We start from the raw sequence: 24,609 nt of genomic DNA on the forward strand, positions 1-24,609 counted from the left end.
CTACATCATTTGAGAAGTTGATCGGGTTGAAGAAAACCTGATTTAGGATTGTGAGCATTTCGGATTCGCTTGCGATGATGTGGGTTCACTCTTTGCGCTTGTTGTTTCAATTTTGAGTGCTGTGGTTTCACTTTCCACGGCTCTCGTTTCACTTTTGAATACTATGGTTTCAGAATCCGTTAGAGATAATACAATATACGTTGTTTCACCTTTAGAGGATTCAAAAAACTCTTCTGCATGAAATACAGAAGAGCTTTCCATTAATATTTCCACGTATAAAATCGTTCTGTGCCAAATTGTTCTACTACTGCATCTCTGTCTTCACTGTTCATCTGCTGGTAGTTTTTAATTTGTCCCAGAATACCACCTGCCTGGGAGTCATGGCAGAGTATAGCTTCCATTTTTTTATCAAAGTATTTTCTTACATCATTAATAATATCTGGTGTTCCTAATACTTCTGGGTAATCTCTCGAAATAGCTTGTGCCCATACTACAGGTCGCTGCCCCTCATCCATTAGGCGTACTGCTTCAATCGCGGCAGCCCCAAGTGCGTTATGGTCTGGATGAACAGCATGCTCAGGATAATGGGTAATAACTAGGCTCGGATCAAGCTTTTCCAACAAGCCTTTGAGATGTTTGGCTACTTCATTACGGTCCTCGTATTCTACTGTCTTGTCACGGTAGCCAAGCATTTGCAAATCAATGTCAAGCACTTCACAAGCTTTAATAAGTTCTTTCTTTCTAATCTCAGGCAACGTTTCCCTGTTTGCAAACGTTGGAGATCCCATATTACGTCCCATCTCTCCTAATGTTCCACATAGGTAGGTTACAGGTACTCCCTCTTCGCGAAATTTTGATATTGTTCCAGCAGCGCCGAATGACTCGTCGTCCGGGTGTGGATATATGACTACAACATGTTTTTCCATCGTATCTCACCTTTCTCCATTCAATCTTCATGCACCCGTTCCTTAATAATGGAAAGGTGTTTCACTAATTTGCAGAGCAACCATTAATCTACCTTCACGATCATGGCCTGCAAGTAATAATTTTGCTTCATCCTCGATAATCCAGTCTGTAAGCCCCTCTGCGTAAATCCATCCCATTTCCATTTTGAGACCCGCTCTGAAGACTTTTCCATCCCCGACAATCTTTGCTTGGCTGAATGTAACGTTAGCATTTCGTACATATGCACCGACATTATATGCCTTATCATTAAAATGGCTTGCGTAAGCGCCATTCGTTGTCTCAACATGGACGTAGACTTTTTTATTAACAAAACGGTCAAGCTTTTCTTGTACTTCATTTATTTTAATTGGCTTCATTATTTGTTCCTCCTACTACGCTTCTCTACTTAGCTTATCGAAATGATCGGGTACCGTCAAAACATTGATACGAAGAAATAAAAAAACGGCCAGTAATTGCTATCCACAAACTGGCCGTTCATCGTTGTTCATTTTATTTTGCTGTTGCTTTTTCCTTTGTTGTGATACTATCTTCCATTCGTTTCCGATCTCTTTCCAGCACGGGTTTTAGATACTTTCCTGTGTAGGAATCCTCTACCTTCACAATTTGTTCTGGTGTTCCTTTGGCAATAATCTGTCCGCCTCTGTCTCCACCTTCAGGTCCAAGGTCAACAATATGGTCTGCTGTTTTAATGACGTCTAGGTTATGCTCGATAATTAAGACTGTATCTCCGTTGTCAACTAGTCGCTGTAAAACCGCTATGAGACGCTTAATATCATCAACATGAAGACCAGTTGTTGGTTCATCAAGGATATAGAAAGACTTTCCGTTGGAACGACGGTGCAATTCACTCGCAAGTTTCACACGCTGTGCTTCCCCACCAGATAAAGTGGTTGCAGGCTGTCCCAATCGCACATATCCTAAACCAACGTCAAATATGGTTTGCAACTTGCGTTTGATTTTCGGTATGTTAGCAAAGAAGTCAAGCGCATCTTCTACTGTTAGTTCTAACACATCTGCAATATTTTTACCTTTATATTTTACTTCAAGTGTTTCACGGTTATATCGTTTCCCGTGACAGACTTCACATGGTACATATACATCAGGAAGAAAATGCATTTCAATTTTTATAATGCCGTCTCCACGGCAGGCTTCACAGCGCCCACCTTTCACATTAAAGCTAAATCTACCCTTTTTGTATCCTCGTACCTTTGCTTCATTCGTTTGTGCAAAAACATCACGAATATCATCAAATACACCAGTATACGTAGCTGGGTTAGATCTTGGCGTTCTACCGATCGGCGATTGGTCGATATCGATTACCTTTTCAATATGCTCGATCCCTTTTACCGTTTTGTGCTTACCAGGCTTATGCTTTCCCCGATAAAGCTCTTTGGCGAGGGACTTGTAAAGTATTTCATTTACGAGCGTACTTTTACCAGATCCTGAAACTCCTGTGACCACCGTCATTAATCCAATTGGGAATTTAGCTGATACCTTTTTCAGGTTATTTTCCTCAGCCCCTACGACCTCGATAGCTCGTTTATCGGTTTTTCTTCGTTTAGTTGGTAGTGCGACGAATTGCTCGCCAGATAAGTATTGTCCTGTAAGCGAGTTCTTGTCTTTCATAACCGTTTCAGGTGTGCCACTGGAAACAATATTACCACCGTGCTCCCCAGCACCAGGTCCAATGTCAATAAGCCAATCGGCAGCCATCATTGTATCTTCATCATGCTCAACAACAATCAAGGTATTATCCAGATCACGCATTCGTTTTAAGGTATCAATTAGTCGGTCGTTGTCTCGTTGATGCAGGCCAATGGATGGCTCATCCAATACATAAAGCACCCCGGTTAGTGCAGAACCGATTTGAGTTGCTAACCTGATTCGCTGGGCCTCTCCACCTGATAATGTCCCCGCAGCTCTAGATAAAGTTAGATAATCTAAACCAACATTATTTAGGAACTCAAGACGATTGCAAATCTCTTTTAATATCATTTTGGCAATTTGCTTTTCTTTATCCGATAATGCAAGCGTCTCGAAGAAGTCTTTTGCTTCCATAATAGAAAAGTCCGTGACATTGCTAATATGCAAGTCATTCACTTTTACAGCAAGTGCCTCACGCTTTAATCGGTACCCTTTACATGTTGGACAGTGTTTTTGCCCCATGTATTTTTCTAATGATTCCCTTATAAAATCAGAAGAGGTTTCGCGATATCGACGTGCTACATTATTTAATACCCCTTCAAATTGAATTTGATTGTCTCTTACATTCCCAAATTCATTAACATAATGGAAACGGATCTTTTCTTTCCCACTTCCATGAAGAATAATATCCATTTTTTCTTGTGGGATTTTCTTCACTGGTTTATCCATATCTATATTAAAATGGTCACATACACTTTTAAGTAATTGTGGGTAGTACTGAGAGCTAATTGGCTCCCATGCAGCAATCGCATGCTGATTAAGGGTTAAACTCCAATCCGGAATAACTAGATCTAGATCCACCTCAAGCTTTGTTCCTAAACCGTCACAAGTTGGACAAGCGCCATATGGACTGTTAAATGAGAACAGGCGAGGCTCAAGTTCACCTATTGAAAACCCACAAATAGGGCAAGCGAAATTTTCACTAAAAGTTAATTCCTCTTCGCCTATTACGTCAACGATAATCTTTCCGTCACCAAGCCCTAACGCCGTTTCTATTGAATCACTTAAGCGTCCGGCAATACCATCCTTTACTACGATTCTATCTACCACTACTTCTATGGAATGCTTTTTATTTTTTTCCAATTTAATATCCTCAGAAACCTCGCGCATTTCCTTGTCAACACGGATACGTACATATCCCTCTTGTCGAAGCTTCTCGAGCGTTTTAACATGCTCTCCTTTACGACCAGATACGACAGGCGCAAGAATTTGCAATTTCGTTCTCTCAGGATATTCCAATATGCGGTCTACCATCTGTTGCACTGTTTGGGAGGTGATCTCTACCCCATGATTCGGACATACCGGATGCCCCACACGGGCATAAAGCAACCGTAAATAATCATAAATCTCCGTAACCGTTCCAACCGTTGACCGTGGGTTTTTACTCGTTGTTTTTTGATCAATTGAAATGGCTGGAGAGAGACCTTCGATTGCGTCAACATCTGGTTTATCCATCTGGCCTAAAAATTGTCGTGCATAGGCGGAAAGTGATTCGACATATCTGCGTTGTCCTTCAGCATAGATGGTATCGAAGGCAAGGGAGGACTTTCCGGATCCTGACAGTCCTGTCATGACAACAAGTTTGTTTTTAGGAATTGTTACATCAATATTTTTTAAATTGTGTGCCCTTGCTCCTTGAATCTGAATTAATTTACTAGGCATTTCACCATCACCTTCCTGCTTTAAGTTCTAGTATCACATCACGAAGCTCAGCTGCTTTTTCAAAATCAAGCGACTTGGCAGCTTCCTTCATTTCCTTTTCCATCTGATCGATTACTTTTTCTTTCTCGTCTTTGGATAGCTTTGTTAAGCTCTTTGCTTTGCTTTCATATTCTGGCTGATCTTCTGCAGCAACTGTAGCGCGTATAACGTCCCGCACCTCTTTTTTAATGGTTGTCGGGGTAATGCCATGTTCCTCATTATATGCCTGCTGTTTTTCTCGACGTCGGTTGGTTTCGCTAATTGCGATATCCATTGATTTTGTCATTTTATCAGCATACATAATAACCCGACCGTTTTCATTACGAGCCGCCCGGCCCATTGTCTGAATTAAAGACCGCTCTGAACGAAGGAATCCTTCTTTATCCGCATCAAGGATTGCCACAAGCGAAACCTCAGGAATATCAAGCCCTTCACGAAGTAGGTTAATACCTATAAGAACATCGTACTTTCCAATGCGAAGATCTCGAATAATCTCAATACGCTCCAGTGTCTTAATCTCTGAATGCAGATAGGCTACTTTAATGCCAATTTCTTTCATATAATCCGTAAGGTCTTCTGACATTTTCTTCGTTAATGTCGTTACAAGGACACGTTCATTTTTTTCTGAGCGTATGTTGATTTCTGCTAGTAGATCATCAATCTGTCCATCTATTGGCCTTATTTCCACTTCGGGATCAAGCAGCCCTGTAGGTCTAATAATTTGCTCCGTCATCTGTGGAGAATGTTCTAGCTCGTACGGGCCAGGGGTTGCGGAAACATAGACGAGTTGTTTTGTCTTTTCCTCAAACTCGCCAAACATTAATGGTCGGTTATCCATTGCAGACGGAAGTCGAAACCCGTGATCCACTAACACTTGTTTTCTGGCTTGGTCACCATTATACATTCCTCTTATTTGCGGAAGTGTAACATGGGATTCATCCACTACGACAAGAAAATCATCCGGAAAGAAATCGATGAGCGTATATGGTGTAGCTCCTTGCTCACGAAGCGTAAGATGTCTGGAATAGTTCTCGATTCCTGAACAGAAGCCCATCTCATTCATCATTTCCAAATCATAATGCGTTCGCTGTTCTAAGCGCTGTGCTTCCAATAGCTTGTCATTTTCACGTAACTCTGTAAGGCGTTCTTCTAGTTCCTTTTCAATGTTTTTAATAGCCTTCTTCATTTTTTCTTCCCTTGTAACAAAGTGGGAAGCCGGGAAAATAGCAATATGCTCTCTGTCGCCGATAATTTCGCCTGTTAAAGCATCTACTTCACGTATACGATCAATTTCATCTCCAAAAAACTCTACCCGAAGACAATGCTCTTCTTTTGAGGCTGGTATAATTTCCACAGAGTCCCCTCTTACTCGGAAGGTTCCGCGTTGAAAATTAATATCATTTCTTGCGTACTGAACATCAACAAGTTCACGCAACAGTTGATCCCTTTCCTTCTCCATTCCTACCCGAAGAGAAAGAACGTGGCTTTTGTATTCTTCCGGAGAACCCAATCCGTAGATACACGATACACTGGCAACAACTAATACATCATTTCGTTCAAATAATGCTGATGTTGCGGAGTGGCGTAGCTTATCAATTTCATCATTAATACTTGCATCTTTTTCTATGAATGTATCTGTGGAAGGTACATAGGCTTCTGGCTGATAATAATCATAATAGCTTACAAAATACTCTACTGCATTATTGGGAAAGAACTCTTTAAATTCACTATAGAGCTGGCCGGCAAGTGTCTTATTGTGGGCAATTACTAAAGTGGGGCGGTTAATTTCCTTTACCACATTTGACATTGTAAATGTCTTCCCTGTCCCAGTAGCACCTAGCAACGTCTGATGCCGCTGCCCCTTCATAATTTTATCTATAATTTCTTTAATTGCTTTAGGCTGGTCTCCGCCAGGCTCGTAGCTTGATACTAATTCAAATGTATTGTTCACATTTTACCTCCGTTCACGTGATAATCTATCTAAAAATCTTATATTAAGAGGCTATTCCCGAAAAAAGTTGCCTACAATACACTGCTAGAACAACTAACAACAAAGAATTGGAAAAAGCCGAATATTCTTATATGGTCATATTTTTATTTTATCATACAACGTTGTAATTATAACATAAACACGAACAAATATTCGATATTTATGCTTTGCCTATCTTAGCATTATACCCTTTTTCCATAGTGAAATATCATAAACCAGCAGATCATTGTTCTCTACCGTAAAAAACATTAGCTATTTAGCTAATGCTCTTTATTAAATATATCTAGGAGAATCTCACCCATCTCTCGCTTATCAAGATGCTCATGGTATTCTCCTACCCGTTGTCTATATCTCTGCATTGCTTTTTCATTTTCCAGGTAGCTAACGATTTGCTCCTCCACTGATTTATCACGCGACAAGGTCAGCATCAGACCATGCTTTTCTAGTTCTTGCATATTAATTCTTTCCTGTCCTGGAAGTCCATGACTAACAAAAATCGGCTTTTGTTTCATCAGACATTCACTAATCGTGACACCACCCGGTTTTGTTAGTACTGCATCCACCTTGTCATACAAAGCGTTCATTTCATACTTACTGTTAATATAAGGTATCGGTATTAGTCTCTCGTGTTTCCTTGCTAGAAGTTTTTTGTAAAGTTTACCATTGTTGCCACAAAGAATATAGTAACGAACGGTGGAAGCCTCGTTTTGTGGCAGCAGCTTTTCCATTGATCCGGCCCCCATGTTTCCTCCCGTTACGAGAATTGCATAATTCTCAGTATCTTTTCGATTGGTAACAGGTGCTTTAAAAACAGGATGTACCGGAATTCCAGTTAGATAAATGCGTTCTTCATCTACCCCTAGTTGAATAAGAAAGTTTTTCACAGTAAGGGATGGGACTAAATGATAGTCTATTCCGTTTATGCCCCATACACGATTTACAAAAAAATCAGTGTATACATTTACTGTTATGGCATTTAATTTTCCTTTTTGCTTTAGGATAGACGTAATATTTGAAGGCAAAGCATGGGTGCAGAACAAGAGCGAGGGATTTTTATTAGCCAGTAGCTTTTGCATATATAGTTTAAAGAGGAACTCATAATGTAGGTGGCGGCTACGCTTGGCAACATTTCGATATGCCAAATAGTAGTAAAGCCGATCATAGGAACTCGGAAAAAGATGGATCCATTTCATATAAAATGACGATACCAATTTTTCTACTGTTCCATAACTATAAGAAAGGATATCTACCTTGCTCGTATTTATATGTTCCTCCAGTTTAGCCGTTTCTTCCATTAGCGTATCTGCTACATGATGATGTCCTGAAGCCATATTCATGAATGGTAGAAATAACGCTTTTTTCGCCATTTTCCTCAACTCCTCTGGCTCGGTATATACCGCTAATTACCAATGATTTACCCAGTTTCCGCATGATATAATAATGCAGGAGGCGATACACCATGACCTATCTAGCAATTGGCATTATACTAATCGTAACCTCGTTTTTATTCTATAAAGCTTATATGAATACAAAGGATATTCAACTGAATAAAGTAAATATTGACTCAGGAAAGGCAGCAACTCTTTCTTCCCTCTCTATTCTTCATCTATCAGATTTACACTTAGAGAACATCTCGATAACCCCTCAAGAATTAGAGCAAAAATTAATGGGCGAAACACCTGATCTTATAGCCCTCACAGGCGATTTTCTTGATAGAAAAAGGTCGATTCCGAAATTACGTCCTTATCTGCGTGTATTGCAGAAATTGCAGCCCAAGTACGGCATGTATGCTGTTTTAGGTAACCATGACTATGTATTGAAGCAAGATGACCTTATTCACTTAAAACGTACGCTGTTGGACTTTGACTGCACCGTTCTTCAAAATCAAAATAAAACGGTAAGAGTCGGCGATCAAGCACTAAATATTATTGGTATCGATGATTACAGCACAAATAGAAGTAATCTTGCACAAGCCTTTCTTGATATTCCAGCTGGCATGAATCTTGTTTTAACACATGACCCAACAATCGTTCTTGAAATGTATGAACAATCATTTGATTACCTACTTGCAGGACATTTTCATGGCGGCCAGATTTGCTATCCTAAAGCATATCACTTAGTAAAAATGGGAAAACTCGCTAGAAAAAATATTATCAAAGGATTGCATATGCAGCATGGAAGCCCTTTTTATATTAGTGAAGGATTAGGACAAACCGGGTTTAATATTCGAATAGGTAGTCGGCCGGAAATCACGTTTCATACAATTAGAGCCTACTGATACGATTGAAGTAAGTTTTGCTTAGACATAAACAAATAAATAGGATCCTTGTCCAGACGCTTTTTCCCTGCCATTACATTAATGGGGATGAGCGTTATTTTTTTGTATGTGAGATATAACTTGCTATGAATAGGACTAGTCTCAAAACCAAGTCGATTTACGCCACTATTTAAGAACGAAATCCCAATTACCCCTTTAATTTGTTCGCATTTTTGATGTGCTGAAACATATGCTGCGAGTCTTGGTAAGGATTGTTTTATCATATGATATATATATACAGCTCTTTTCATTTCACTCGTGACACCTTCAAGCTCTCTCAGCATCCTCACATTATGCAAATGGATTTTAAGTAACAGATCGTTTTTCTGTATTATTGTTCCATCCTGCAATATTATCTTCGCACCTTTGTAACGAGTTAAACGGACGCGCAGGATTGTATTTGATTTATTTGCTTCCTGCAAATACTGTAATCTTGTACACCTATAGTAGATTGGATCAAGATAGTTCCATGCATCCATTAAATAGCTTTTCATCATTGTACCCATTCCATTCTCTAAACTTATATATAGTTTTTGATGAATTTCACTAAATTATTGAAGGAATAATATGGGTTTTAGCGTTTAGCCATTCTACATAAAATGACCGGACATTCGATTTCTTCTGAATGTCCGGTCATTGCCGTGTATTTATTAAGCTTGCTTTCGACGGTATGGGGTATCACTAAAAAGGATTCCCAATTCATGATGATCTCCTTGATAGAGCGCACCTTGGACAAATCGTATTTCACCATTTAAGTCCTCAAGGTCTAATTTAAAATAAGCACCGCTTGCCTGAAGCGACTGGTAAAAGGAATCAATACTGTTTACCATTTGCCCATTTACTTTCATTATGTTTTCTCCTACTTTTATTCCTAATCGGTCTGCAGGGGTCCCAGGAATAACTCCAAGCACCTTTAACCCATTATTCATTGGATGGAAATAACATCTTCTCAATCTTTCACTATTACGGTGGCGATAATTAATATATTCTTTTCCAAAAATTGTTACAATAACAGCAGCCAGAGACAATGGTGCAAAAAAGACGCCCCCGATTGCAATTGCTGTCGCGCCTATCCCTAATAATATAATTGGAACGGCTAACTTGTCAGCAGCTTCTTTTGGATATCTTCCGCGAACCTTATAATCTACCCCAAGTAAAAAGGGAAATAAAATAAGACTATAGGTTTGTTCACCAAAAGAAACATACGGCCAGTAATCAGCAAATGGTGTAATCAAGCCAGATGGAAGGAGAAGAAAAAATGGAATGATTGCCAGCTTTTTAAGATGATGTTCTCCGACCCAGATTCCGCGGTTACTAAGCGATAAACCTGGATATGTATCTCTCATGTTCGTTCGCTTTATCAGCCAACCTTCTGCAATTAATAAGATTCCCAATAATACCGGAAATGCTGCCAAATTAATTGGATCAAAAAGGTCTTCCCTAATCCACTGCTGATTTCCCAGAAGGGTAGGAACAAACAATAATAGTAGGAAAGAAACCCCTACTGTATAGACAGGGGATAATAACATAAACCTGCCTGATAAACTGAATAAAATAGCTACAACGCTTAATAACAGTAATGATGTATAGGATAGCACAAATCCTGCACCAATCATGACCACAGAGACAAGTAATCCTGTCAAAATGGAAAACAGCCAGGTAGATTTCCATTCAGAGAACAAGTCAAATATTTTTGTCCCAAAGTTTTGCCTTTCTCGTTTAATTCGCCTATAGCCGGCAAATAACAAAACGATAATAGACCAATATAGTAACGGATTTATAAATAGCTTGGCCATCCCTTTCGCAAGCTCAATCAGCCATGCTTCTACCATAACGACCACCTCTTCTGCTGTATCTTAACTAGTGCTTTGCTTTTACCCATATTCAAATTCGGTTATGAAATAATTTTACCATATAATAGAGAAGGTTAGTATACAAACCGGATGGTTAATAGAAATTTGCTCGATTGGACAATCGACCGAACCCGTTTATGAAAACATAGAAAAAGAGCAAGGAAATAGAAAATCCCTTGCCCTTCTTGGCTTACTAGTATAGTTCTTCTAATGCTTTCTCTAACTGTTTGTCATCTTCGCCATTACGAATCTTATCAACAATTTGCGCTTCAATTAAGCCAGCAGTTTCTTCATCAACTTTTCCAGTCACATCTAACTCATTGTCTTCCTGGAAGTTATTTACTGCAGATTGTGTTTCTTCACTGAAATATCCATCTGTTCTTCCTGGTTCATAACCTAGTCCATCAAGCATAATTTGGACATTTTCAATTTTATCATCTGTCTGGTCGTACGCTAATGGGTCATCAATTTGAATCGGATTCGTGTAGAAATAGTCGGCTTGCTTTACTTCTACAGTAGGCTCTATCCCTTTTTCATGGACAGATTTTCCATCTGGAGATAGCCATTTATAGAACGTTAACTTAATAGAACTTCCATCACCCATTGGCACTGCCTGTTGGACGGTACCTTTTCCAAAGCTTTTCTGTCCAACAATGTCATAGCCCATTTCTTTCATGGCTACAGCTAAAATTTCTGATGCAGAAGCACTTCCTTCATCTATAACAACACTTATTGGGTAGTCTTTTTTCTCATCAAGTTCTGAGAAATAAGGTGTTTTCTTACCGTCCTTATCTTCAATTTGTAGATATGGCATATCCTTTGGAACAAACTCTTTGAGCATTTCCTCTACAGCTGTTAAGAGTCCACCCGGATTTCCTCGGACATCAATAACCAACCCTTCTATCCCTTCCTCTTCAAGCGTTGTTAGCTGTTCTGAAAATTCTTGAGCAGTATGTTCAGAGAAGTTCGTTACTTCTAAAACTCCTGTTTTCTTTCCATCTATTTCTTTAATGCTGTTGTATACTGTTTCAAGTGGGATGGTGTCACGGACGATTGTCATATCGAAAGCTTCTGAGGCTCCAGGCCGTTGAATTTCCAAGACAACCTCTGAACCTTTCTCACCACGAATTTTAGCCACAGCTTCATTTAAATCTAGTCCTTCCACACTTTCCCCATCAACGCTTAGAACTTGATCATTTGGACGCAGACCTGCTTTTTCAGCAGGAGAATCCTTTATGGGAGCTACAATGGTTACCATGTTATTTACCATGCTAACCTCAGCTCCAATTCCTTCAAACGAAGATTCAATCTGTTCATTAAACTGCGCCATCGTGTCTACATCCATATAGGAGCTGTATGGGTCTTCCAATGTGGATAACATACCCTGAATGGCGCCTTCTACTAGCTGCTTATCCTCTACTTCTTCCAGATAGTTATCTTTAATCAGGGAAAAGGCTTGTTCGACCTTTCCTAACTCAGTACCGCTTATTTGGTCTGAACTCGGGCTTGTCTCTTCACCCTGTTCGATACTTTCCTCACTATTGCCACCCTGATCTGCCAGTTGAACACCCATATAGGCACCTGCAAATCCAAGAACGAGGGCTAAAAGAAGCAACAGGATAATATGTGATTTTTTCAAACTCATTTTTCCACCTCGATAGTTATTTGTCTAATATACGTTACATCCTATTGTACAAAAGCATACCATTATCTTCTACATATGACTATGGTTTTCTTCGACGTTTTATGAACCTCATTCACAAAATAGAAGAAAAAGACATCACACCAAGAGGGTGATGTCTTTTTATAATGTATGTTTATTAGAAAAATTTCATTGGATTAACGGAATTACTTTTCGCTGCATTCCATCCACCCTCATGTACTTCAAAATGTAGGTGGGGACCTGTAGAACCGCCTGAATTTCCAGTTTGTCCAATATTTTGTCCTTGTGATACGGTTTGACCTGCTGATACAGAAATACTGCTCAAATGTGCATAAAGAGTAGTATAGGTTTTGCCGTTTAAATTATGGGTAATCATAATTGTATTACCATATCCACTCATCCAACCTGCACGAATAACAACACCGGTAGCTGCAGCTTTTAATGGTGTTCCAGTTGAAGCACCAATATCCATACCTGCATGCAATTTATCAATTCCATGAATTGGATGGTGTCTCATTCCATAGTCAGATGTTTTAGGACCAGCTGCTGGCCAGATGAACAACCCGCTACCACTTGACGGAGTGGATGAGGTGCTACCTGTACTAGAACTAGAGTTTGACGAAGATGATGAGGCAGACGCAGTCTTTGAAGAAGATGCTTTTGCTTGTTCAGCCTGTCTCTTCTCTGCTTCTCTCTTTTCAGCTTCTTTTCTTGCTGCCTCTTCACGTGCTAATTGCTCTAATTTACCTTTTTCTGATTCTGCTAGATTCTTAGCTTTTTCTACAGCTTCAGCCTGTGCTGCAAGAATTTGTTGCTCATCTTCAAGGCTAATTTTGTATTCTTCAAGATCCGTATACTCTTTTTCTAATTTGGCCATTAATGTTTTCTTTTGATCTTTTTGGTCAGCCAAATCATCTTTAAGAGCTACAAGTTCTTCTTTTTGTCCTTCTAACGCAACTTTCTTTTTCTCAACTGATGCCTTACTTTCTTCTACTTCCGCCTTGTTAGCCTCAAGAGAATCTTTATCAGCCTGTTGTTCCTCTAAAATGGTTTTATCTTGATCCATTATCGTATTAACTGCAGAACTTCGGTTGATAAAATCTCCAAAGCTTTTTGAACCTAGTATAACTTCGATATATTTCATATCTCCGCCACTCTTTTGAATCGCGCGTAGACGTTTTTTAATAAGCTCGTCCCGCTCTTTAATTCGTTCTTTCAATACCTTTATTTCTTCTTTTAATTCTATCATTCTATCTTCTAGCTTTTTAATTTCATCATTTGTTGATGTAATTTCTTGTTCCTTTGTTGCAATATCATTTTGTGTTTTGGTTAACTTGTCGTCAATTGATTTAATTTGAGTGTCAACTGTACTCTGTTCTTCTTCATTCTCGTTCATTTTGCCTTCTGTATCACTCTTATCACCTGAAATACTTCCTTGTTGCTCTTTTAATTCACTCTGTTCTTTTTCTAATTCGTTGATTTTGTTTTCAAGTCCATCAATTGATTCTGCTGAAGCTGTATTCCCACTAAAGGAAATGCCGGTGACTGCCAGTGTTGTTGCAAGCATTAATGAAGCATACTTTTTCATTGTTTTGCTTTCCCCTTCCCTCTGTACAATAATGGTATTTTTTAAAATCGAGCTAGACTTTTAGGAATTTACGTACACTCATCACACTGCCCCATATTCCAATAAAAGCGCCGATTCCCAGGATAATCAAGGAAAGCTGCCATGCGAATGGATTAAATGGTAATATTTCTACAAAGCTGTATGAGATACGTTCACTTACATTGTTCGCCAGATAGTAATAGCCTGTAAGGATTACTCCTATTGGGATGATAGATCCTAATATACCAAGCATTAACCCCTCAATAATGAACGGCCATCTGATAAATCCATTTGTTGCTCCAACGAGTTTCATAATACCAATTTCTCTACTACGTGCCATAATTGTAATTTTAATTGTATTTGAGATTAGGAATATTGCTGTAAATACTAGTCCGATGATTAAAGCCAATCCAATATTTCTTGCGTATTCAGTAAAGGTAAATAATCTTTCAACTACGCCTTTACCATAACTCACTTCTTGTACCCCTTCGAGATCACTTATTTGATTTGCAACATCTATAGTGTCTTCTGGGTCAGCTGTTTTGACGACATAGACGTGGTTTAGAGGGTTATCCTGTTCAAATAATTCCCAGGACCGTCCTTCATCTCCCATGCTTTCAATAAGGTTTGCGAGTTCATCATCTTTTGATGAAAAGACGACCGTCTGTACACCATTAATCTGTTCTATCTCATTGCCTAGTTCTGTGATTTCTTCTTCATTTAATGTCAAGTCAATCAATGTACTGATTTCTACGTCTTCTTCTATGTTATCTGCCATTTGATTCAGGTTTAACATGAGTGCCAGGAATGCTCCAACTAAAATTAACGTTGTGGTAACAGCCCCTACGGATGCCACCGTCATCCAACCGTTTCGGGCTATATTTTTGAAACCTTCCCGTAGATGTCGCATTATTGTTTTAAATTTCATAGCCGTAGTCACCTCGGTGTTCGTCTCGTGCAATTAAGCCATCCTCGATTGCAATGACACGTTTCTTGATTGTGTTTACAATTTCTTTGCTGTGGGTCGCCATTAGAATGGTTGTGCCTCTAGCATTAATCTCTTCAAAGGTCTTCATAATCCCCCAAGAAGTATCCGGATCCAAGTTACCTGTAGGCTCATCTGCGATAACAATCTTAGGATTGTTGACTATTGCCCGGGCAATAGATACTCGCTGTTGTTCTCCCCCTGATAGCTCATCCGGAATAAATCTTGCTTTATTCTTTAATCCTACAAGATCTAATACATCCATAACACGGGTGCGAATTTTACGTGGAGATTCCTCAATAACTTCTAAAGCAAACGCTATATTTTCATAGACTGTTAGTTTAGGAAGCAATTTAAAGTCCTGAAAGATTACGCCTATATCCCGTCTTAAGAGTGGGATTCTCTTTTCTTTAATGTCGCCTATATTGATGTCATTAATTAGAATGCTACCTTTGGTCGGTTTTACTTCTCGGTAAATCAATTTAATAAATGTAGATTTCCCGGCACCACTTGGACCGACAATATAGACAAACTCACCCTGCTTTATATCAATACTAATACCATTTAGTGCAGTAACACCATTGGCATATGTCTTATATACATCGTTCATTAATATCATATAATCACCTTTGCTTTTTTGGTTAACTTCTACTTGGCTGTGTTCTAGCCCATTAATAATTTTCGTTCGGAGTTTATGTACGCAATACTTACCTAGTATAACATCTTTCGCCACGATTTTTAGACATAAAATTATTACATTTGTATTTCAATGTTACACGCATGGTATTAATTGTCAGTAGTTGTAGGAACATGTATTTTACCCGCTCTATTACAAGTAATATTCGATTAAATAAATGCTTTTTTGACGTTTGTTACATATATTTTTCTGAACATAAAAAAAGGCCTAACGCTTAGTAAGCATTTAGACCTTTATCCTTTATTTCTTTTCAGCTAACCAATTTGCCAGAAGCTCAACATCGTCTCCGCTTGCTTGTCCAGCAGGCATTGAACCTTGTCCATTTTTAATAATATCTGCAATTTCATCTGCCGAATGCTTTGATCCTACATTGGTTAAAGCAGGACCTACTCCACCAGATAAATCGGCTCCGTGACAGCTAGAACAGTTGCTCTGGAAAGCTTCTTCTGCAGCTGCAGTATCAACGGTGCCACCTTCACTTTCTTCACCTTGATTGGCACCTTCTTCTGTTGCCCCATCTTCTGCTGGTTCTTCTGAAGAATCATCTCCACCACCACAGGCTCCTAATACAAGGGCAGATCCAAATAGTACGGTAAATAACCATTTTTTCATAGCATAGTTACCCCCTTATAAACTTAATTTTACGTTTCAAGGGTTATTATATCCTATTTGCTGTTTTTAAAACCGCTTATTACAGATCCATCCACCAATCCTCATAGAAAAATATGGTTAGAGAACCAACTATGATAAGGCTATTTCAATTTGTAACAAATTTATGACAAAAGCTTAGTACAAGTATACACTAGGCTAAGGCAAGTAAACTCCTCGCCTAACCCATCTGGGAACGTAGGTATGCATCAATAAATGGATCGATTTCGCCATCCATAACCGCCTGCGTATTCCCCATTTCGGTATTTGTACGATGATCTTTTACCATAGAGTATGGGTGGAACACATAAGATCGAATCTGACTTCCCCAACCAATTTCTTTCTGTTCACCACGAATTTCAGCTAGTTCTTGTTGTTGCTTTTCAATTTCCAGTTGATACAATTTAGACTTTAACATCTTCATTGCAGCTTCCCTATTTTTAATTTGCGACCGCTCATTTTGACAGGTGACGATAACATTTGTAGGGACATGTGTAATACGAACAGCCGAGTCTGTCGTGTTAACATGCTGGCCACCTGCACCACTTGCTCTGTACGTGTCCACCTTAAGATCTTCTGTTCTAATATCGATATCCACGTCATCTGACATTTCTGGCATAATATCACAGGAAGCAAAAGAAGTATGTCGTCGACCAGAAGAATCAAATGGTGATATTCTAACAAGTCGATGAACCCCTTTTTCTGCCTTCAAATAACCGTAGGCATTATGGCCTTTAATTAGAAGGGTAACACTTTTAACACCAGCTTCTTCTCCCGCAAGATAATCGAGCATTTCCACTTTGAAATCTTTTGCTTCGGCCCAGCGTTGGTACATTCGCAACAGCATACTTGCCCAATCCTGTGATTCTGTTCCCCCTGCACCTGGATGCAACTCTAAAATAGCATTGTTTGCGTCATATGGCTCACTTAAAAGCATTAACAATTCAAACTCATTTATATCGGAGATAATTTCTGTCATCTCTCCTGATAACTCCTGAAAAAGCTCTTGATCATTTTCCTCTTTTACAAGCTCATACGATACTTCCAGATTCTCAATTCTTTCCTCTAATGCTTCAAAGTTTTCCGAATAGCTTTTCAATCCATTTACTTCGTTTATTACTTTTTGAGCAGTTTCCTGATCATTCCAAAATCCTGGATCAGCCATTTCTAGTTCAAGCTCTTGGATACGTGCCTTTTTATTATCTAGGTCAAAGAGACCCCCTAAAGTTCTCTATTCGGGTATTTAATTTATCTAATTCATTTCTTATTTCCGCTAATTCCATGTTCTTCACCTCTGTTAGTAATATGTAGGAAAACACTCCCTATACAAAGAGAGTGTTTTCCGTTTTAACTTCCGTGGCAATTTTTATATTTTTTCCCGCTTCCACATGGACAAGGATCATTTCTTCCTACATCCTGTTTTTTTATAAATGGTTTACGGCTTTTCTTTTTCTCCTCTTGGTTTCCGGAGACAGCTTGCGTATTCTTGACAACTTCTTGGCGTTGTAAGTTATCTCTAATCTGTGCTTTCATAATATATTTCGCAACTTCTTCTTCAATGTTCTCAATCATGACCTCAAACATGGCGAACCCTTCAAGCTGATACTCGCGAAGTGGATCATTTTGTCCGTATGCCCGTAAGTGAATTCCTTGACGAAGCTGATCCATTTGGTCAATGTGATCGGTCCACTTAGTATCAACGGTACGCAGAAGAATTACTTTTTCGAATTCACGCATTTGCTCTTCTGTTAATTCTTCTTCTTTTTCATCATAGCGGCTACGGACTTTATCCATAATTATTGCGTTTATCTCTTCTGGTTCTTTTCCACTTAAATCATTTTCTGTGATATCTTCTGGTGGAAGAAGGTTACCTTCCACAAATTCAACGATGGATTTTAAATCCCACTTATCTTCATCATCGTCCTGTGTATGTGTCGCAACGACGCGATCCAATGTAGAAACAATCATTTTTTCAATGATGTCACGTAATTCTTTGCCGTCTGACTCAATCACATCAAAACGCTGTTTATAAATGATTTCGCGTTGTTCACGTAGCACATCATCATAAGAAAGGACTGTTTTCCGTGCGTCAAAGTTATTTCCTTCAACCCGCTTCTGCGCTGATTCAACTGCACGGGATACCATCTTACTTTCGATCGGCTGGCTATCATCCATACCAAGGCGCTCCATCATGGATTTTAAGTTATCAGAGCCGAAGCGACGCATTAATTCATCTTCCATAGAAAGATAAAATTGCGACATACCTGGATCACCTTGACGACCTGAACGTCCACGAAGCTGGTTATCAATACGTCTTGATTCATGACGCTCCGTACCAACTACAGCTAGTCCACCTATCTCTTTAACACCGTCACCCAGTTTAATATCTGTACCACGGCCAGCCATGTTGGTGGCGATTGTAACAGCACCTTTTTGACCAGCATTTTCAATGATTTCGGCCTCTCTAAAGTGGTTCTTCGCGTTTAACACATTATGGCGAACTCCAGCCCTTTTCAGCATTTGGGAGATTAATTCAGATGTCTCTACAGCAACCGTACCCACAAGGACAGGCTGACCTGTCTCATGTTTTTCTTTGATTGACTCTACTACAGCCTGGAATTTACCTTCCATCGACTTATAAATCAGATCAGCACGATCATCTCGCACTATTTCTCTATTGGTTGGGATCGCAATAACATCCATATTGTAGATGTTTCTAAATTCTTCTTCCTCGGTTTTAGCTGTTCCTGTCATACCAGACAACTTATTATACATCCGGAAGAAGTTTTGGAACGTAATCGAAGCGAGCGTCATGCTTTCATTCTGAATTTGAAGCCCTTCTTTAGCTTCAATCGCTTGGTGTAAGCCATCACTATAACGGCGTCCTTTCATAAGGCGTCCGGTAAACTGATCGACAATCACCACTTCATCTTCTTGCACCACATAATCTGCATCACGGTGCATCGATACATGTGCCTTTAGTGCTTGGTTTATATGATGTGTTAAGGATACATTGTCAAGGTCATATAAATTCTCAATGTTGAAATACTTTTCAGCTTTTGTAATACCGTCTTCTGTAAGTTGTACACCTTTAGTTTTTTCATCATACGTATAATCGGTTTCTTTAGTTAGGTTACTAACAAAGCCATCTGCCCGCTGATAAAGGGAGGCTGATTTTTTTGAAGAACCAGATATGATAAGTGGTGTTCTTGCTTCATCAATTAAAATCGAGTCCACTTCATCAATAATGGCGAAATTCAATGGGCGCTGAACCATTTGTTCTTTGTAAAGGACCATGTTATCACGTAAATAATCGAAGCCAAACTCATTGTTTGTTCCATACGTTATATCGCTGTAATATGCTTCACGCTTTTGCTCTTTTGTTAGCCCATTACCATTAAGGCCCACAGTCAATCCTAGAAATGAATAAAGTTCACCCATTTCTTTCGCATCACGGTCTGCTAAGTATTCGTTGACCGTAATAATATGAACGCCTTTACCGGATATTGCATTGAGATATGCAGGCATGGTAGAGGCAAGGGTTTTCCCTTCCCCTGTTTTCATTTCTGAAATATTTCCCTCATGCAAGGTCATCGCGCCCATTAGCTGTGTCTGGAAAGGACGCATTCCAAGAACGCGTTTTGCACCTTCTCGTACTACTGCATAAGCTTCAACCAATAAATCATCAAGCGTTTCCCCTTGTTCAAAACGCTTTTTAAATTCTTCTGTTTTTAATTTTAGACCGTCATCAGTCAATTTTTCTATTTCAGGCTCCATAGCCTCTATTTGATCTACTTTTTTTTGTAATCGATTAATTTGTTTTTGGTTACCATCACCAAAAATCTTCTTAATTAATCCAGCCATAGTAAACGCTCCTCAATTTCAACATTTCATTTGAAAAATAGTATATAGTCCACAATTAATAATAACACTATATAAAGAAAGATGACAACTGCTTGCCCAACTGATATACGCATGGTTCTCGAAAAATGTGATTCGTTAAGTTGAGAGTTAGTCATGATATAAAGTGAAACTTCAATCAGTGGGGGTTTTCATTCTGAAGTGGGAGTCTTACGGACGGTTGCACCGGGATAAAAATGAAAAGAGCAGCCCGGGGATGAACTGCTCTTTGCTTTGAGGGATGTTGAGGTTACGTTGTTGGAAGGCAACTTATCTTGCGTGGAGATTTAGGATGTTCCAGTTAATGAATCTTGCCTGGCAGATATGTCTGTTACTCTTCGATTAGTTGCTGCAATAATTTCTACCAGCTGCGTGATCGTCTCTTCTTGTTGTTGTACTTTTTTTGATAATGTCACTAATAATCTTCGTTCTTTTTCACTCATATCACACCTCCTGGTTCCATTGGCTCATTTATATCATGTAATAGGACTTTTTGGCTAATACCCATTTTCCTGTTTCGGGTATCCATTCGACAAAAATAAAGCTAGAAATAACGTTATTCGACACGTATTCTGGACAAACAAGGCACTTTTTGAAGAAAACCCTTATCTAAAATTAAATTTCGGTAAACCGATCTACATTTTTCGACATCTATGTTGAAGGAATGTAAAAAAGGCGACCCCGTCACTTGTCAGGGGTCGCCTTCGTTTTTAATTTATATTTTTAAGCATTCGGTTCAATCAAGCCATAGCGGCCATCTTTTCTTCGATACACGACATTGGTTTCACCCGAAACATCATTTGTGAATACATAAAATGCATGTCCGAGCATGTCCATTTGTAATACTGCTTCTTCAGAATCCATCGGCTTAAGGTTAAATCGTTTAGTTCTTACAATCTCAATATCTGAAGTTTCTTCTTCAACCGCAACACTTGCGGCATCTTTCTCCAAATCTGCGAAGACGTGCTTTGCTGCACCATGTTGTCTTGTTTTGCGATTTACTTTTGTTTTATACTTACGAATTTGTCTTTCTAGCTTATCGACAACCAAGTCAATGGCAGCATACAGGTCGATGTGTTGAACTTCCCCGCGTAATAATAGGTTTGTCATTGGAATCGTAACCTCTATTCGCTGCTCATCATTATAGACACTTAAATTGACATGTACATCCGATATTGGCGTTGAATCAAAATACCTCTCTAGTTTACTGATCTTCTTCTCTACATATTCTCTTATCGAGCCAGTCACCTCTAGATTTTCACCACGAATGTTAAATTTCATTAAAGTGTCCTCCTTTCATCTTCTACCTATATTATACTATGTTTCCCACGAAAATTCCTGCATAAACCTAGTTAGAATTTAAGGTTAACGTACTTTTATGTGAATTTTCTGTACAAAAGCCTGCTACAACGCTTTACAAAGCCTTCACATACTTTACAAACTTTTTAGAGATGATAGCTAATTTGTTAATGAAATCTTTACAAACGACTTGAATAACGAGCCAAAGTATAAAAAAACACGAAGCAACTTTTCGCTTCGTGTTTTATATTTGTTGGTTGAGATTTACGATTAGTTTCTGCTGTCCATAAACCTTCCGTCTCGAGCCCTAACTTTTTCATAGGGGTTGGTATATGTTCGATTAGATTTCTTTTGTTTCTTAACTTGCTTCATTTCCAATTTAAGGTCACGGAAAAGGTTCTCCATTTTCCCCTCGATTGTCCGATTCTTTTCTACAACGATTTGTCCCAGTTCTTTTTCTTCACTGGAGAAAGGAGCAACAATGTTCTCCATCTGCTCGCCCCGTAGTTCCACTAACTGGTTAACTTGCTCTATAATTTCTTCTCTGTTTTTTGCTGTCGTCTCCTGACTCAGTACTTTTTCAAGTCTTATGGTGGCATCGTATACTGGCTTTAGACGATTCATTACACTTGTGCGCCCTGTGTATAAGTAGTCTGTCGGCTTTTTTGCAGGACCTGCTTCCATGTATCTCGGAAATCTACGGTTAGGTCAAGGACTTCTTGCAAGATTGCTGGGTCATTTTTTATATTCGCTTCTTTAAGCTGAAAATGCATGTATTCATATAAAGGAAGAATTTGCTGAGAAATTTCGACCTTTTGATCTAATGTGATCATCAGTTCTTGTATGATGTTTTGTGCTTTTTGGATATTGGTATTTTTTTGTTCAAAATCATTGTTTTCAATATTCCTGCTCGCTTGCTTAATGAATTTAATACATCCATTATAAAGCATGAGCGTTAATTCTCCGCCAGATGCTGTATTCACTGCGTTGTTCTTGTACGCCTGGTACTGCTTAGTCGACAATACACTCACTCCTCTGTTGGTATTCCACTTTACATCGTACCCCCGCCAAATTGCGACATTAATTGAGCAGACTGGTTATTCATTCGGGAAATAGCCTTTTCCATCGCAGTAAATTGATTCCAGTATCGTGTCTCAACTTGGGTTAACCTGTCTTCAAAATCAGATATCCGTGTATTTAAATCCTTCATCCGTTTACCAAGGGTATAACTTTCTAGTGTAGTACTAGTAGCTTTCCCAGCTCTTTCCCCTATTGTATTCATTGTCCGATCTAGTGAATCTTCTAATCGGTTGATAATACCCCGATCATCTCCCTCACTACTATTAGCAAATAGCTTTTGTACGCCAGCAGGATTCTCTTGCAAGGCAGCTCTAAGGTCATCTTCCTCTACAATTAATTTTCCCCCATCCAGATAGTTAGAAGAGGTGGAGATGCCAATTTGCGTTAAGGATTTATATTCACCACCAGTTTCAACTGAAGAATACCAGCTTTGACGCATATCAAATAGCCCTGACGTTAAGGAAGTTTCCCCTCGGAGAATACCGCTTTTCGCTCGTTCTTCCCAACGTTCTATTTCATCCTCTGACATTTCTTCTTTTTGTTCTTCAGTAAGTGGCGGATAATCACGGTATCTTTCTTCTTTTTGAACATCGTTTATCATTTCAACCACTTCGTTGTATTTGTCAACGAACTTCATGATCTTTTCCACGGATGCATCCACATCATTGGTTACCGTTAGCTTGGCAGATTTACCATCCGTAGTATCCGTGAAGTTAAAGGTAATGCCATTTAGTTTATAGCTATTTTCTGTGGATTCCACTTCGTGGACGCCGTTGTAGGTAAATTCCGCGTTTTGTCCGCCCTTTTCGTTTGACTCGTCCATTTTTAAAACAGTGGCAAAGAAGGATGTATCTTCAAAGGTGATTTCTTGTCCACCGGTTTCGATCACGGGATCAGTACCGCTCTTCTGAGTAGGATTGTAATCCCCTGTACGAGTTGTTTCCATGATAACCTTATCTGTTACTTCATCATAGAATGCCCGTACATTGTTATCCTCATCGGTAATTCGTTTCAAGAGACTGCTAAGCGTGTCGTCGTCTTTAATTTCTACTTTATGAGTCTGTTCTTTTCCATTTTCGTCATAGGTTTTGAAAACTACTCCGTCTTCAAAATCTTCTAAATTTATATTTTGTTCCTTTAAAGTCTTTGTTGCGGCTCCCCCTTTGAAGTCTATGTCTCCTTCACTTAACGTACCAGTACTCACATTAATCGCATTTGAAGCTAGTTGACTTACCTTCATCTCAAAAGAACCATTAGATGTACTTGGTGTCCCTGTTGCAGTCACCGCTCCCTCCATTGAAGAAGAGATTGTTTTCGGGTTGTACGTTTTACTCAATTTCATATCTAGCATTAAATTATCTAGTTCAGATAGTTTTGTATTAATTTCGCGGAAGCCATCACGCTTCCACTCCAGCATTGTCTTGTCTTGTTGCATCTTATCTAGCGGCATACGCTCTGCTGTCATTAGCTTATTTACGAGCTGGTCAATGTCCATTCCTGATGCAAGTCCACCAATACGCATGTGTTTCCCTCCTATACCTTTTAGGCACTATACTTTTTCATCAATTAAAATCCCCATAAACTCTGCCATTTGGGCATACATGTCTAAAAACTTCTTTGGAGGGATCTCTTTAATTACTTCTTTCGTTTCTGAATCTACCACCGTAACGTAATATTTCTCTAATTTATCATGAAGTTCAAACTTCAAATTTGTATGTAACGGTTTCATCAAATCATTTAATGCGTTAGTAGCATTCTCTATATCTGTCTTGTCAAATTCCTTTATGGCTTTGCTGTTTTCACTGGTTCTATCTATCATTGGAGCTGTAGCCTTGGTGTTTTCACTTGATAGAAGAGGTTGTGAGTTATTTATCACATTTTCTAAGCGCATGTCCATGCAACTCCTCAACTATATTATTCAATTTTTATATCGGCTAAATAGAAATTAATATGAAGCAGAATACGAAAACTTCTACTGCTTCTCCGTTTTTTTCAGAAGCTGTAGCAAGTCTTCTGAAATATTAAGTGCCTCATTATTTTGCTGTTTTGTATCTATGTAAAGCTCTTTGCGGTAAATATCTACAGATTCTGGTGCTTCAATTCCTATCTTTACTTGATCTCCTTCAATGCCGAGAACTTTGATTTCAATCTCTTCACCTATTTGAATGGACTCATTATTTTTCCGTCTAAGTACAAGCAT

General features: G+C 39.0%; 22 protein-coding genes. 1 reads left to right on the forward strand and 21 read right to left on the reverse strand.

Annotated features, from left to right (window positions below):
- Positions 1 to 260: 260 nt before the first annotated feature.
- The 5 genes from bshB2 to K3T81_RS15545 all read right to left on the reverse strand — a co-directional run bounded on the left by bshB2 (position 261) and on the right by K3T81_RS15545 (position 7,728).
- The gene (gene bshB2, locus K3T81_RS15525) at positions 261 to 926 is read right to left on the reverse strand and encodes a bacillithiol biosynthesis deacetylase BshB2 (RefSeq protein WP_106897347.1); all 666 of its coding nucleotides are present in this window, start codon (positions 924 to 926) and stop codon (positions 261 to 263) included.
- 42 nt (positions 927 to 968) lie between these two features.
- Positions 969 to 1,322 (reverse strand): YojF family protein, encoded by a 354-nt coding sequence (locus K3T81_RS15530; RefSeq protein ID WP_161464530.1) that lies wholly within the window; start codon positions 1,320 to 1,322, stop codon positions 969 to 971.
- 133 nt (positions 1,323 to 1,455) lie between these two features.
- Positions 1,456 to 4,332 carry an excinuclease ABC subunit UvrA gene (uvrA, locus tag K3T81_RS15535; RefSeq protein WP_238020952.1) on the reverse strand — a complete coding sequence of 959 codons (2,877 nt, stop codon included), beginning with the start codon at positions 4,330 to 4,332 and terminating at the stop codon, positions 1,456 to 1,458.
- A 7-nt stretch (positions 4,333 to 4,339) separates the two neighbouring features.
- Positions 4,340 to 6,322: an excinuclease ABC subunit UvrB gene (gene uvrB / locus K3T81_RS15540; protein ID WP_238020954.1), complete on the reverse strand. Its 1,983-nt coding sequence runs from the start codon at positions 6,320 to 6,322 to the stop codon at positions 4,340 to 4,342.
- A gap of 299 nt (positions 6,323 to 6,621) precedes the next feature.
- Complete coding sequence (locus tag K3T81_RS15545; protein ID WP_238020958.1) at positions 6,622 to 7,728, reverse strand: MGDG synthase family glycosyltransferase; 1,107 nt, start codon at positions 7,726 to 7,728, stop codon at positions 6,622 to 6,624.
- Positions 7,729 to 7,820: 92 nt separating this feature from the next.
- On the opposite strand from K3T81_RS15545, the gene K3T81_RS15550 reads away from it, so the two are divergent.
- The gene (locus K3T81_RS15550) at positions 7,821 to 8,639 is read left to right on the forward strand and encodes a metallophosphoesterase (RefSeq protein WP_238020962.1); all 819 of its coding nucleotides are present in this window, start codon (positions 7,821 to 7,823) and stop codon (positions 8,637 to 8,639) included.
- Here K3T81_RS15550 and K3T81_RS15555 read toward each other — a convergent pair.
- From K3T81_RS15555 to csrA, 16 genes are all read right to left on the reverse strand, one after another.
- Entirely contained in the window at positions 8,633 to 9,175 is a 543-nt protein-coding gene (locus K3T81_RS15555) for a YkoP family protein (protein WP_338044666.1), read from the reverse strand. The genes K3T81_RS15550 and K3T81_RS15555 overlap by 7 nt on opposite strands.
- A gap of 153 nt (positions 9,176 to 9,328) precedes the next feature.
- The gene (locus K3T81_RS15560; RefSeq protein ID WP_238020964.1) at positions 9,329 to 10,510 is read right to left on the reverse strand and encodes a PDZ domain-containing protein; all 1,182 of its coding nucleotides are present in this window, start codon (positions 10,508 to 10,510) and stop codon (positions 9,329 to 9,331) included.
- A gap of 214 nt (positions 10,511 to 10,724) precedes the next feature.
- The gene (locus K3T81_RS15565; RefSeq protein ID WP_238020965.1) at positions 10,725 to 12,176 is read right to left on the reverse strand and encodes a S41 family peptidase; all 1,452 of its coding nucleotides are present in this window, start codon (positions 12,174 to 12,176) and stop codon (positions 10,725 to 10,727) included.
- A 175-nt stretch (positions 12,177 to 12,351) separates the two neighbouring features.
- Positions 12,352 to 13,782: a murein hydrolase activator EnvC family protein gene (locus K3T81_RS15570; RefSeq protein WP_238020967.1), complete on the reverse strand. Its 1,431-nt coding sequence runs from the start codon at positions 13,780 to 13,782 to the stop codon at positions 12,352 to 12,354.
- Between the two features lie 52 nt (positions 13,783 to 13,834).
- On the reverse strand, positions 13,835 to 14,728 hold the full coding sequence (gene ftsX, locus K3T81_RS15575; RefSeq protein WP_238020970.1) for a permease-like cell division protein FtsX: 894 nt from the start codon (positions 14,726 to 14,728) through the stop codon (positions 13,835 to 13,837).
- Complete coding sequence (gene ftsE, locus K3T81_RS15580; protein ID WP_036575092.1) at positions 14,718 to 15,404, reverse strand: cell division ATP-binding protein FtsE; 687 nt, start codon at positions 15,402 to 15,404, stop codon at positions 14,718 to 14,720. Before ftsE ends, ftsX begins: the two co-directional genes overlap by 11 nt.
- 318 nt (positions 15,405 to 15,722) lie before the next feature.
- Positions 15,723 to 16,094, reverse strand: coding sequence for a cytochrome c551 (gene cccB / locus K3T81_RS15585; protein WP_238020971.1), 372 nt, complete (start codon positions 16,092 to 16,094; stop codon positions 15,723 to 15,725).
- A gap of 217 nt (positions 16,095 to 16,311) precedes the next feature.
- Positions 16,312 to 17,413, reverse strand: a protein-coding gene (prfB, locus tag K3T81_RS15590) for a peptide chain release factor 2 (RefSeq protein WP_238020972.1) whose coding sequence is annotated in 2 segments (ribosomal slippage) — positions 16,312 to 17,340 and positions 17,342 to 17,413 — 1,101 coding nt in all. Because the reading frame shifts where the segments join, the coding sequence is not laid out codon by codon here.
- 64 nt (positions 17,414 to 17,477) lie between these two features.
- A complete protein-coding gene (secA, locus tag K3T81_RS15595; RefSeq protein WP_238020973.1) occupies positions 17,478 to 19,994 on the reverse strand; it encodes a preprotein translocase subunit SecA in 2,517 nt (838 codons plus the stop codon).
- A gap of 323 nt (positions 19,995 to 20,317) precedes the next feature.
- Positions 20,318 to 20,473, reverse strand: a complete 156-nt coding sequence (locus K3T81_RS15600) for a hypothetical protein (protein WP_155988275.1) — start codon at positions 20,471 to 20,473, stop codon at positions 20,318 to 20,320.
- 280 nt (positions 20,474 to 20,753) lie between these two features.
- Positions 20,754 to 21,311 carry a ribosome hibernation-promoting factor, HPF/YfiA family gene (hpf, locus tag K3T81_RS15605; protein WP_058950942.1) on the reverse strand — a complete coding sequence of 186 codons (558 nt, stop codon included), beginning with the start codon at positions 21,309 to 21,311 and terminating at the stop codon, positions 20,754 to 20,756.
- Between the two features lie 288 nt (positions 21,312 to 21,599).
- Positions 21,600 to 21,953 carry a flagellar protein FliT gene (gene fliT, locus K3T81_RS15610; protein ID WP_238020974.1) on the reverse strand — a complete coding sequence of 118 codons (354 nt, stop codon included), beginning with the start codon at positions 21,951 to 21,953 and terminating at the stop codon, positions 21,600 to 21,602.
- A complete protein-coding gene (gene fliS, locus K3T81_RS15615) occupies positions 21,953 to 22,351 on the reverse strand; it encodes a flagellar export chaperone FliS (protein ID WP_036575104.1) in 399 nt (132 codons plus the stop codon). Before fliS ends, fliT begins: the two co-directional genes overlap by 1 nt.
- A gap of 29 nt (positions 22,352 to 22,380) precedes the next feature.
- A complete protein-coding gene (locus tag K3T81_RS15620; RefSeq protein ID WP_238020975.1) occupies positions 22,381 to 23,931 on the reverse strand; it encodes a flagellar hook-associated protein 2 in 1,551 nt (516 codons plus the stop codon).
- Between the two features lie 27 nt (positions 23,932 to 23,958).
- Entirely contained in the window at positions 23,959 to 24,300 is a 342-nt protein-coding gene (gene flaG / locus K3T81_RS15625) for a flagellar protein FlaG (RefSeq protein ID WP_238020976.1), read from the reverse strand.
- Positions 24,301 to 24,381: 81 nt separating this feature from the next.
- On the reverse strand, positions 24,382 to 24,609 hold the full coding sequence (gene csrA / locus K3T81_RS15630) for a carbon storage regulator CsrA (protein ID WP_238020977.1): 228 nt from the start codon (positions 24,607 to 24,609) through the stop codon (positions 24,382 to 24,384).

It is taken from the genome of Oceanobacillus jordanicus (assembly GCF_022095695.1).
Taxonomy (GTDB): Bacteria; Bacillota; Bacilli; order Bacillales; family Amphibacillaceae; genus Oceanobacillus_B; species Oceanobacillus_B jordanicus.